Source organism: Massilia sp. LjRoot122 (assembly GCF_964252725.1).
GTDB lineage: Bacteria > Pseudomonadota > Gammaproteobacteria > Burkholderiales > Burkholderiaceae_D > Telluria.
In genome coordinates this window covers 2,035,872-2,047,022 of sequence record NZ_CAXUPB020000001.1, presented here as the reverse complement: position 1 = coordinate 2,047,022, position 11,151 = coordinate 2,035,872, and the positions used below count along the sequence as shown (strand labels likewise).

The window sequence follows — 11,151 nt, the reverse complement described above, 5'->3', positions numbered from 1 at the left end:
CGCTATCGGGCGGCACGCGCCGCGAGGACGGCCAGTGCCGACGCCCCCAGGAGCACGGCGGCGCTGGCCAGGAAGGTGGCCTGGTAGCCGACCGCGTCGTACAAGATCCCGCCCAGGGTCGCGCCGCCGGCGATGGCAAGCTGGACGACCGCCACCATCAGTCCCCCTCCCCGCTCGGCATCCTTGGGCAGGGTGCGCGCCAGCCAGGTCCACCAGCCGACCGGCGCCGCGGTCCCGATCAGCCCCCAGATCCCCACCAGCACGGCGGTGAGCGCCACCGAGTCGCCGAAGCGCAGCAGCGCCAGCGCCAGCAGCGCCATCCCGATCGGGATGAGGATGAGCGTCCGGTACATGCCCTCTTTCAGGAAGGCGCCGATCACGGTGGTGCCGATCAGGCCGGCCACGCCGATCACGAGCAGCAGCAGCGACAGCGTGCCGTTGTCGACGCGGGTGACCGTCTCGAGGAAGGGCCGCAGGTAGGTGAACAGGGTGAACTGGCCCATGAAGAACAGGCTCACCGCCGCCATGCCCAGCGCGACCGCCGGCTGGCGCAGCAGGGCGAACACGTTGCCGCTTTTCGCCCCATCTTGCGCCCCGCCCTGGGCGGGAATCGGCGGCAGGCTGACCAGTTTCCATGCCAGCGCCAGGATCGCGACGGGGATCAGGCAGAAGAAGGCGCCGCGCCAGCCGATGATGGCGCCGAGGTAGCTGCCAAGCGGAGCCGCCACGACCGTGGCCAGCGCATTGCCGCCGTTCAGGATGGCCAGGGCGCGCGGCACGTTCTGGACCGGCACGAGGCGCATGGCCGTCGCCGCCGACAGCGACCAGAAGCCGCCGATGGCAACGCCGATCAGGGCGCGGCCCACCATGAGGATGGGATAGTTCGGGGCGAAGGCTGCGAGCGTTCCCGACAGGATCATCAGGAGTGTCAGCCCTAGCAGCAGGATCTTGCGGTCGATCCGCCCGGCCAGTGATGGAATGCACAGGCTGGTGACGAGGGCGAAGGCGCCGGACACGGAAATGGCCTGGCCCGCCTGGCCCTGGGTGACCCCGAGGTCGTCCGCGATCGGGCTCAAGAGGCTGACCGGCATGAACTCGGAGGCCACCAGGACGAAGGCGCCGAGCGACATGGCGAGGACGCCGCCCCATGCGGGGCGCGCGGCCACGCCGTCGGCAGTGTGGGTGATATTGGATGGATTCATGGTCGTAGCAATGAATACGGCGCCAGGGTGGCGCCGCAGGAGTAAGGCGAGAACTGCCCGGTCTAGTCCGCGAGCGAGGCGCTGTCGATGACGAAGCGATACTTCACATCGCCCTTGAGCATGCGTTCGTAGGCCGCATTGATCTCGTCGGCGCGGATCATTTCGATGTCGGCGACGATGCCGTGCTCGGCGCAGAAATCCAGCATTTCCTGGGTTTCGGGAATCCCGCCGATCATCGAGCCGGCCAGGGCGCGGCGCTTCAAGATCAAATTGAACACTTGCGGCGACGGATGGGGCGAGGACGGCGCGCCCACCAGCACCATGGTGCCGTCGCGCCTGAGCAGGCTCAGGTAGGCGTCGAGGTCGTGCGGCGCGGCCACGGTATTGACGATCAGGTCGAGCGTCCCGGCGTGGGCGGCCATGGCCGCGGGATCGCGCGACACGACGACTTCATGGGCGCCCAGCGCCTGCGCGTCCCCGATCTTGGACTCGGAGCTCGTGAACGCCACCACATGCGCGCCCATCGCACGCGCCAGCTTGATGCCCATGTGGCCCAGCCCGCCGATGCCGACGATACCTACCCGCTTGCCGGGGCCGGCATTCCAGTGGCGCAGCGGCGACCAGGTCGTGATGCCCGCACACAGCAGCGGGGCGACCGCCGCCAGCTGCTCCGGCGCATGGCGCACGCGCAGCACATAGTGCTCGTGCACGACGATCTGCTGCGAGTAGCCGCCCAGGGTATGGCCGGGTGCGTCGCCGGTGCGGCCGTTGTAGGTGCCGACCATGCCGTCGCAATAATTTTCCAGGCCCGCTTCGCAGTCCGCGCAATGCCGGCAGCTGTCGACCATGCAGCCGACACCGACCAGGTCGCCGACCTGGAAAGCGTCCACATGGGCGCCGACTGCGGAAACGCGGCCGACGATCTCATGGCCCGGGACACAGGGATACAGGGTGCCCGCCCACTCGCCGCGCGCCTGGTGCAGGTCCGAATGGCACACGCCGCAGTAGGCGATGTCGATCCGGACGTCGTGCGCGCCGACCGCGCGGCGCACGATATCGATGGGTTCGAGCGGCTTGTCGCCGGCATGGGCGCCGTAGGCTTTGACTGTCATGTTGTTCGCTCCGTTGCGATTGCAAATTTTTTGGAAGGTGCACATGGTAGCCGCCATCGCGCGCGAAAAAACGTGCTGAAATGGGATAACCTTATGAATCACAGTCATGAATAAAGGCCTCGATTATTCATTCGGTGTCATAAAATGCTGCAGAGATCAATAAGGGAATTCGACATGGCGCGCGACACGATCAATGACATCCTGGTATTCATCGCCATCGCGCGGGAACGCAGCTTCACGCGTGCCGCCGCCAAGCTCGGCATGACCCAGTCATCCCTCAGCCACATCATGCGCGGCCTCGAAGAGCGCCTCGGCGTGCGGCTCTTGACGCGCACGACGCGCAGCGTCTCGCCGACCGAAGCGGGCGAACGCCTGCTGCGCAACGTCGGCCCGCGCCTGGAAGAGATCGAGGAGGAAATCGCTGCGATCAGCGATCTGGGCGACAAGCCGTCCGGCCTGGTGCGCATCACGGCCATCGACCACGTGATCGACAACATCCTGTGGCCGCGCCTGGCGGAACTCGTACTTCAGTACCCGGACATCCAGCTGGAGATCAGCTCCGACTACAGGATGATCGACATCGCCGCGGAACGCTTCGACATCGGGGTACGCTGGGGCGACCAGGTCGAGAAGGACATGATCGCGGCCCGCATCACCCCCGACGTCAAGATGATGATCGTGGGCTCGCCGGCCTACTTCGCGCGGCGCCCGAAGCCGTCCTCGCTGCAAGACCTATTGAAGCACAACTGCATCCAGCTGCGCCTGGCGACGAGTGGCGGCCTGTATGCCTGGGAGCTGCAGCACGAGGGCCGCAACGTCGAAGCCAGGATCCAGGGCCAGCTGGTCTTCAATGGCGTCTACCCGATGCTCAACGCCGCCCTGAGCGGCTGCGGACTCACTTTCCTGTCGGACGACCTGGTCGCCCACCACGTGCGCGAGGGGCGGCTGATCAGCGTGATGGAAGACTGGTGCCCGCACTTCCCCGGACTGCATGCGTATTATCCGAGCCGCCGCCATTCCTCGCGGGCGCTGGGGCTAGTGATCGACGCGCTCCGCCACAAGGGCTAGTTACGGGAAAACGCGATCCGCACCTCGCCCCTGCCGAGCGCCCGGGCCAGGCCATCGGGATCGTCCACCCGGCCAAGGCGCGTGTACGAATACGGCGAGTCGAAGCCCAGATAGAAAACCACCAGGGTAGTCGCCCCGTACAGCATGAGATCGCCGTTGCGGATCGTGCCGGGACGGCTGGCGCTGGCCGGCAAGGCCTTGGGCAGCTCCGCATGTTTTTCGTTGCTGTTGAGGTCGCCCATGGCGATCGTCAGCGGCAGCATCGCGGCGAAGACCCGGGCGGCTTCTGTGTCGGCCAGGGTGATGGCGAAACGGCGTTCGCCGACGCTCATCCACATGCGCCTCTCCTTCTCAGGTGCGCTTGGCTGGGCGGCATCGCATCCCCCCGTGGCAAGCAAGCCGCACAGGAGGGCGAGCTTACTTGCCGTACTGTTCATCGCTGACCTTCTCCAGCCATTCGACGTTCTTTCCCTTGACGACGTTCTGGATGGCCATGTGGGTCATCCCGGTGGACGGTGCGGCCCCGTGCCAGTGCTTGACCCCGGGCGGGGTCCAGATCACATCGCCGGCTCGGATCTCCTGGACCGCAGCACCCCATTGCTGGACGCGGCCGGTGCCCGCGGTGACGACCAGCTCCTGCCCGGCCGGATGGGTGTGCCAGGCCGAGCGCGCGCCCGGCTCGAAACTCACGTAAGCGCCCGTCGTGGCCGACGGCGGCCGGGCGCCGAACAGCGGATCCACGCGCACGCTGCCGGTGAAGTACTGCGCTGGCCCCTTGCTCGACGCCTGGCTGCCGGCGCGGGTAATCACCATGTCCGGCGCAGGAGCACCCGACTGGGCCAGTGCCGGCGCTGCCAGCACGAGTGCGAGTGTCGCCGCTGCATTCGATCTCATCATCGTTTCCTTTCCGTGATCCGGCGGGACGCCTGTTCAGGTCCTGCCAATATAGCGATCACCGACTGATGGGGATAGCCTGCTTTCCGCAATGGGGATATGAAGGGGGCGCATGAATCGGCAGGCCTCAACGCGCTTTCTCCCAGATCGACTGGATCGACCAGACTTTGAAGTCGTGTACCCGAGCGTCGCCGCCTTCGCCAAACAGCGACATGCCCTGCCCCGCCGGGAACACCTGATCGGTCAGGACCACCTCGCCATCGCCGGCGAACACCGTCACCGAGCCCCGGTCGACCAGCAGCCGCAGCGGCAGCTGGCCGTCGCGCAGCGCGACCCGGGCCGCATGGCGCGCCGCAAACTGGGGATGGAAGCCGCCCTGCCCCGCGCGCGACCGGTCGAGATACAGCACGCCCTGTTCGCGGTCGTAGCCGATCTCGGTCTGCCCATGTACCCGGATGCCCGAGCGGACGGCGCTGCCCGGCTGCAGGCGCAGTTCGATCTCGAACACGTCGCCGGCCGCCTTCACCGTGCCCTCGGCCTTCTGAGCGGGCACGTTCACCAGTTGGGCGCTACGCAGCCGGGTGAACTCCGCCAGCGGCCGCTGCACCAGGCGGGCTTGTCCGTCGATGGTCCGCAAGGCCAGCTCGCGCGGCACCGACTGAGCGCTGCGCCAGGGCGAGGTGGGAACCTGCTGGCCGTACAGCCAGTTGTTCATCCAGCCCACCAGCAGCCGCCGCCCATCGGGCGCGCCGTTCCAGGTGACGCCGGCGTAGAAGTCGGCGCCATGGTCCAGCCATTGCACCCCGTCCTGGGCGGATTTGAACGAGCTGCCATCGAAGTCGCCGACAAAATACTGCATGCCCGAGCCGCCAGCGGGTCCGCCGGGATTGAGGCTCATGAGCAGCACCCATTTGCGTTTCCCCGGATCCCCGTCGACCGGCAGTTCGAACAGGTCCGGGCATTCCCAGATGCCGCCGGTGGCGCCCATCGGACCGAATTCGCTCATGTACTCCCAGTCGCGCAGGTTGCGCGAACTGTAGAACAGCGCCTTGTGCAGGTTTGGCAGCACCAGCGCCATCACCCACTTGCGCTCCGGCTCATACCAGAACACCTTGGGATCGCGGAAGTCGCGGTACTCGGCCGCGTAGGGCGTGGGCGGCTGCACGATCACCGGATTGGCCGCGTACTGGCGCCAGCTCCGGCCGCGATCCAGGCTGTAAACCAGCGACTGCGATTGCGTGCCCGCCTTGAAGGTGCGGTCATTGAGCACGAGCTCCTGCGGGAACACGGCGGTGTAGAGCGCGACCATGGCCGGCTTGCCCGGCTCCCCCAGCCCGCTGACGTTGGCGTGGTCGACCACCGCGCTCCCGGAGAAGAACATCTGGGTCACCTCCCCTTCCGCATTCTTTTCGACCGGCAGCGCGAGCGGCAGTTCCTCCCAGCGCAGCAGGTCGGTGCTGACCGCATGGCCCCACGACATGTCGCCCCATGTGTCGCCATTGGGGTTGTACTGGTAGAACAGGTGATACTCGCCATCGTGGTACACCAGGCCGTTCGGATCGTTCATCCAGTTGCGCGCGGGCGAGAACGACAGCTGCGGCCGAAACGGCTGGCCGTACTGCGCGGTGCTTGCGCAGCTCCCGGACAGGGCGGCCGCGCAGACCGCGAGCAGGGGCATGAGCTTTGAAGCCATGTACAGGACTCCTTTCATGGGAATGGGGCAGCGCCGACGGCTGCCCCAGGGGAGAGAAGATGCGTGGATGCTCCGCTCAGAAGCGGTAGGTCAGGCTGAAGCGGATGGTGCGGCCGAACAGCGGACGGGCCACGCCGCGGTTACGCGTACCGTCCGGGGACAGCAAGTCCGTGAACAAGGGGTCGCCTTCGGTGAACGAGAGCGAGTTGTTCAGGTTGGCCACGTGGATCTGCGCCGTCAGCCGTTCGGTCGCCTGGTACTGCGCGCCCAGGTTCAGGATCGAGTACTCCGGCAGCAGCGTGACGTCGCGGTCGGTCGCTTCCGAGAAGCGCGAGCCGGTGAACTGGTACTGGGCGTACACGGTGAGCGGAATGCCGGTCAGGTTCACCAGGTCCCACGAGGGCATGAAGTTCAGCATGCGCTTCGCGAGACGCCGCGGACGGCGGCCGTCCTCGCTCACCTGGTTGAACTCATAGCCGGTGATCACACCCTGTGGATCGCGCACGCTGCGCACCAGGGTGTACTGCGCGCCGTTGACCTTTGGATTCTGGGCCACCACCGTGCCCTTCAGCTCCAGGCCGTCGACAAACGACGGGCGCCAGCTCAACTCGATCTCGGTTCCGACGTTCTTCACGCCGCGCTTGTACAGCTGCGCCACGTTGGGACAGGTCGAGATCTGCGGGATACCGCCCAGCGACGAGCATTGCGGCGAGGTAAAGTCGTTGTACTGGTTGATCTGGCTGCGCGGCGTGAAGTCGTTGTAGAACACCGCCACCGCCGCGCCGAAACCGCGGGTCAGGTAGCGCAGGCCGGCTTCGTACTGGCGAATCTTCTCGACCGCTTCGATATTGATGGTCTGGCCATTGACCACCACCGGACGGGCGGTTGCCAGGTTGTTCAGGTCCTCCACGCTGGGCAGGCGGAACGAATGCGAGGCGAGCGCGTAGACGGCGAGCGGACGGCTCAAGCTGTAGTTGGCGCCGATCGACCAGCCGACCGCATCGAACTTCTTGTCCAGCTTCTGCGACGGACCGGGGAACAGGAGGCCGTCATCGGCGGCCGTGTCCTGCAGCGAACCGGGCACGATATTGGCCGGCGTGACATTGGTCACCTGGTCGCGGTCGCGGCGGTCGACGCGCGCATGCACGTCCTGCCAGCGCACGCCGATGTCCATCTTCAGCTTGCCGCCCATGGTTTCCCAGTGATCCAGCAGGTAGGCAGCGCTGCCCTCGGCCTTGACGTCGCTGACGAAGCCGAACCAGCCCGGCAGGATTGCGCTGCCGGTGGTCAGGCTCGGGCCCACCCGGTTGCCGTTGGCGTCGACCGGGAACAGCTCGGCCAGGCGCGAGTTCTCCGCGCTTTCGCCCACCATCAAGGATGCCTGGAAGTTCGGCGAGAACGCGTAGCGGCTCTTGTACAGGCCGAGGGTGATGTCGTGGCTGCCCGCCAGCTGGAAGGTCTTCTGCGCCTTGAGGTCGAGCGAGCTGCTGTGCGCTTCGGACTGGGCCACGAAGGGAATCAGGAAGTTCAGCAGGTTGGTGGGCTGCACCGCCGTACCGTCGTTGAGCCACTTGCCGGAGACTGCGGTGGCGCGGGCGTAGCGTCGGATGAAGTCGTCGCGGCTGATGTTGGCGAACTGCGCGCACGCGTTCGATGAGGGCACGTTGAAGTAGCCGATCAGCTTCGCATCGTTCAGGTTACAGGCCAGCGCAGCATTGTGGGCCGGCGACACCACGTCGTTCTGATAGCGGGCATTCAGGAAGTTCGATGCCGTGGTGGTGTCGTTACCCGTGAAGACCGCGTTGAAGCCGCTGCTTCCGTCGGTGTGGCGCAAGCCCGTGGACAGGCGCAGGCCGTTGTCCAGCTCATGCGCCAGCTTGAGCGTGAAGATCTTGAAGTTCGGGTGGATGCCGTCGGCCTGGTCGACCGTGCGCTGGCCGTACTCCCCGAGCATCGGGAATTTCCGGTTGTGGGGCGAAGCCGTGGTGCCGTGTGCGAACGGGATGCCGAGCGGCTCGATGCTGTCCGAATCGAGCACGGTCGGATTGTCGGGAGTGCCGCTTGCGGTGAAGCGCGGCACCGAGATCGGCAGGTTCTGGTAGAAGGCGGTGCGGTCGTTCAGCAGCAAGGCGTCCACCCGGGCCTGGGTCTTGCGGTCCTTGCTGTTCCACAGCAGGTTGCCGCGGATCTGGCCGCCCTTGTCGGCCGTGTAGCCGGTGTTGCGGATGCCGTCCGACTGGCGATAGAAGCCACCCACGGCGTAGGTCAGGTTGGGATTGATCGGGCCGGAAACGAAGGCGTCGTGGCGGTAGAAGCCGTAGTCGGCGTATTCGAACTTGTAGCCGCCTTCGCGCGTCTGGCGGCCGGTGCGGGTCACGTGGTTGACCGTCGCGCCCAGGCCGTTCGAGTACAGGATGCCGCCGGTACCGCCCTTGACCACCTCCACGCTCTCGGTCATCAGGTCGTCGCGGATGAACACGTCGTTGTTCATCAGCGGCACTTCAGGCTCTTCATAGGCCGGCAGGCCGTCGATCAGTTGCGGCGCGAAGCGGTAGCCGCCCACCACGGGCAGGCCGCGCACGGTGATGTTGTTGCTGGCCTCGCCGGCAGTACTGCCTTCGGCGTAGATCCCGGGAATGTTGTTGAGCAGGTCCGCCGTACTCATCGGCGCGAGCTTCTGGATATCCTCCGCGGACAGCGTATTGATTGAAAACGTGGCGTTCTTCTTGCTCGTGCTGCGGGTGACCCCTGTCACGATCACCACATGAGGCGGTTCGTCCGACTTCTTCTCGGCGGCCGGCTCGGCCTGGGTCTGTTGGGCCGCCGGCTCCTGGGCGGCCTGCTGGTGAGCGAATACGGCAGCCGGCAGCAGGCAGATGGCCAGCGCAGCGGAACGTCCAATATAGGTTGCAATCGAATAACGCATGAAGTGTCCCCTTCGTTGAATTTTATAAGCCTTCAAGTGGCCCGGTGGCAACTTTTACCGCCTGAGCCTCGATCCTCTTCTTGTTTTTGCTGTGTCGTACGCGTCCTCCCCCCCAGGTGCCGCGCTCGATGTCCACCGTTGTCATCGTAAGCGCGTCTTTACAATATGTCTATCGTTGTCATTGCTGGTGTGTAACGAGAGACATTTCTACAACAGAACTTGTCGGTGTTATTCCCCGGCGACTTCGCGAAGGCGCGGCAGATCGGCGCCGCGACGCGAACAGGTGATGGCGGCGGCGCGTGCCGCGAAGCCCAGTGCCGCGGCCAGGCTCGCGCTGCTCAGCGTGCGCAGGCCTTCGCGGTGCAGCAGCCCGTGCCGCGCCAGCCAGGAAAGCAGGCCGGCCTGGAACGTGTCCCCTGCGCCAACCGTGTCGACCACCTGCACGGGCACCGAGGGCAGCTCTGCGCTCGCCCCGTGCGCGCTGGCCGCCAGCACACCGTCGGCGCCGCGCGTGACCACCACCAGCTGCACACCGGCGTCGAGCGCATGACGCATGAACGCCTGCGGCGACCAGTGCGGATACAGGTGATGCAGGTCCTCGTCGCTGATCTTCAGGAGATCGGTACGCGGCAGCATCCATTCGAGCGCGTCACGCCACACGTCGATGCGCGCTTCGACTGCCAGCCGGATGTTGGGGTCGTAGGCGATCAGGCTGCGGCCCTGCTGGCGCTGTACCAGGGCGCGCAGCGTCCCGGCCACCGGCTCGGCAACCATGCAGTAGGAGCCCACGTGGATCAGGCTGGCGTCGTCGGGGACCAGGGCCAGGTCCGCCGGCAGCACGCTGCGTTCGGCCGTGGCCGAACCATAGAAGCTGTAGGCCGGTATGCCGCCGCCATCGACGCTGACCATGACCAGCGCGGTCTGCGCATCCGGCCGCGGCGCCGCGCCGACATCGACGCCTTCGGCAGTCAGCGCGGCAGCCAGCCGCTCGCCGAACAGGTCGCGCGCCAGGCCGCCGAAGAACAGCGGCGGCGCGCCCAGCCGGGCCAGCCCGACCGCGAGATTGAAAGGCGAACCGCCGATACGTGCCGACAGGTCGATCCCGCCCGCATGGGACGCGCCGGGAAAGACGTCGAACAGGGCTTCACCGCAGACGACGATCATGCTACCTCCTTGATACCGCCGGGCTCCGCGCTGTCGACGCGCAGGCCCTGTTCATCGAATACGTGGATCTGGCCGGCCGCCGGGCGCACGGCCCAGGCGCTGTCTTCGCGCGGAGGATCGCCGCGCAGCGCCACCACCAGCGGGGTTGCCAGGCCCGCTACGTTCAGGTGCACGTAGGATTCCGCGCCCAGGCGCTCGATCAGCGCGACCGTGCCGCGCAAGGGACCGTCCGGGTCGGGCGCCAGATGCTCGGGCCGCAGGCCGACCGTGACCCGGCTGCCGGAAGGGATGCCGCCGAACCACGGCAGGCGCGCCTGCTCGCCCAGCTGCAGCGCGCCTTCGGCCACGCTGGCCGGCAGCAGGTTCATCTTCGGGCTGCCGATGAAACCCGCCACGAACACATTGGCCGGACGCTCGTACAGCGTCATCGGACTGCCGATCTGCATCACGCCGTTGGGACTCAAGACCACGATGCGGTCGGCCAGGGTCATGGCTTCGACCTGGTCGTGGGTGACGTACACCATGGTCGCACCCAGCTGCTTGTGCAGGCGGGCGATCTCGACCCGCATGTCGGCGCGCAGGGCCGCGTCCAGGTTCGACAGGGGTTCGTCGAACAGGAAGGCACGCGGCTTGCGCACGATGGCGCGGCCGATCGCCACGCGCTGCCGCTGTCCGCCCGAGAGCTGGGGCGGGCGGCGCTCCAGCAGATGCTCGAGCTGCAGCATCTTCGCGACCGCGCGCACCGCCGTGTGGATCTCGGCCTTCGGCACCTTGGCCAGGCGCAGGCCGAAGGCGATGTTTTCGAACACGCTCATGTGCGCATACAGCGCATAGTTCTGGAACACCATCGACAAGCCGCGCCTGGCGGGCGGCGTCTCGTTGATCCGTTCGCCGTCGATGCGGATCTCGCCGCCGCTGATCTCCTCCAGCCCGGCGATCATGCGCAGCAGGGTCGACTTGCCGCAGCCTGACGGGCCGACCAGCACGACGAACTCGCCATCTTCGATGCTGAAGCTGATGCCCTTGAGGATATGGGCGCTTTCCTTTCCCGGATACGACTTGGCGACATCCGCGAGCACGATCGATGCCATG

9 protein-coding genes are annotated in these 11,151 nt (G+C 66.6%); 1 reads left to right on the top strand and 8 read right to left on the bottom strand.

The annotated features are described in order from the left end of the window. Positions 1-2: 2 nt before the first annotated feature. Both ACSQ25_RS09120 and ACSQ25_RS09115 read right to left on the bottom strand, forming a co-directional pair. Positions 3-1,202, bottom strand: a complete 1,200-nt coding sequence (locus ACSQ25_RS09120; protein WP_436105371.1) for an MFS transporter — start codon at positions 1,200-1,202, stop codon at positions 3-5. Between the two features lie 62 nt (positions 1,203-1,264). Further along, positions 1,265-2,314: an NAD(P)-dependent alcohol dehydrogenase gene (locus ACSQ25_RS09115; RefSeq protein WP_436105370.1), complete on the bottom strand. Its 1,050-nt coding sequence runs from the start codon at positions 2,312-2,314 to the stop codon at positions 1,265-1,267. Positions 2,315-2,488: 174 nt separating this feature from the next. On the opposite strand from ACSQ25_RS09115, the gene ACSQ25_RS09110 reads away from it, so the two are divergent. Next, positions 2,489-3,382 carry a LysR family transcriptional regulator gene (locus ACSQ25_RS09110; RefSeq protein ID WP_436105369.1) on the top strand — a complete coding sequence of 298 codons (894 nt, stop codon included), beginning with the start codon at positions 2,489-2,491 and terminating at the stop codon, positions 3,380-3,382. Here ACSQ25_RS09110 and ACSQ25_RS09105 read toward each other — a convergent pair. The 6 genes from ACSQ25_RS09105 to ACSQ25_RS09080 form a co-directional block, all read right to left on the bottom strand. After that, entirely contained in the window at positions 3,379-3,720 is a 342-nt protein-coding gene (locus ACSQ25_RS09105) for a cyclophilin-like fold protein (RefSeq protein ID WP_436105368.1), read from the bottom strand. The genes ACSQ25_RS09110 and ACSQ25_RS09105 overlap by 4 nt on opposite strands. Positions 3,721-3,799: 79 nt before the next feature. Continuing rightward, the gene (locus ACSQ25_RS09100) at positions 3,800-4,276 is read right to left on the bottom strand and encodes a (R)-mandelonitrile lyase (RefSeq protein ID WP_436108043.1); all 477 of its coding nucleotides are present in this window, start codon (positions 4,274-4,276) and stop codon (positions 3,800-3,802) included. A 127-nt stretch (positions 4,277-4,403) separates the two neighbouring features. Further along, positions 4,404-5,969, bottom strand: a complete 1,566-nt coding sequence (locus ACSQ25_RS09095) for a glycoside hydrolase family 32 protein (RefSeq protein WP_436105367.1) — start codon at positions 5,967-5,969, stop codon at positions 4,404-4,406. A gap of 76 nt (positions 5,970-6,045) precedes the next feature. After that, complete coding sequence (locus ACSQ25_RS09090) at positions 6,046-8,895, bottom strand: TonB-dependent receptor (protein WP_436105366.1); 2,850 nt, start codon at positions 8,893-8,895, stop codon at positions 6,046-6,048. 228 nt (positions 8,896-9,123) lie between these two features. Next, a complete protein-coding gene (locus ACSQ25_RS09085; RefSeq protein WP_436105365.1) occupies positions 9,124-10,059 on the bottom strand; it encodes a carbohydrate kinase family protein in 936 nt (311 codons plus the stop codon). After that, positions 10,056-11,150, bottom strand: a complete 1,095-nt coding sequence (locus ACSQ25_RS09080) for an ABC transporter ATP-binding protein (protein WP_436105364.1) — start codon at positions 11,148-11,150, stop codon at positions 10,056-10,058. Before ACSQ25_RS09080 ends, ACSQ25_RS09085 begins: the two co-directional genes overlap by 4 nt. Position 11,151 lies beyond the last annotated feature (1 nt).

Excerpts from the sequence above, each read along its gene's own strand:
- ACSQ25_RS09120 (WP_436105371.1), bottom strand. The coding sequence starts at position 1,202 with ATGAATCCATCCAATATCACCCACACTGCCGACGGCGTGGCCGCGCGC.
- ACSQ25_RS09115 (WP_436105370.1), bottom strand. The coding sequence starts at position 2,314 with ATGACAGTCAAAGCCTACGGCGCCCATGCCGGCGACAAGCCGCTCGAA.
- ACSQ25_RS09110 (WP_436105369.1), top strand. The coding sequence starts at position 2,489 with ATGGCGCGCGACACGATCAATGACATCCTGGTATTCATCGCCATCGCG.
- ACSQ25_RS09105 (WP_436105368.1), bottom strand. The coding sequence starts at position 3,720 with ATGTGGATGAGCGTCGGCGAACGCCGTTTCGCCATCACCCTGGCCGAC.
- ACSQ25_RS09100 (WP_436108043.1), bottom strand. The coding sequence starts at position 4,276 with ATGAGATCGAATGCAGCGGCGACACTCGCACTCGTGCTGGCAGCGCCG.
- ACSQ25_RS09095 (WP_436105367.1), bottom strand. The coding sequence starts at position 5,969 with ATGGCTTCAAAGCTCATGCCCCTGCTCGCGGTCTGCGCGGCCGCCCTG.
- ACSQ25_RS09090 (WP_436105366.1), bottom strand. The coding sequence starts at position 8,895 with ATGCGTTATTCGATTGCAACCTATATTGGACGTTCCGCTGCGCTGGCC.
- ACSQ25_RS09085 (WP_436105365.1), bottom strand. The coding sequence starts at position 10,059 with ATGATCGTCGTCTGCGGTGAAGCCCTGTTCGACGTCTTTCCCGGCGCG.
- ACSQ25_RS09080 (WP_436105364.1), bottom strand. The coding sequence starts at position 11,150 with ATGGCATCGATCGTGCTCGCGGATGTCGCCAAGTCGTATCCGGGAAAG.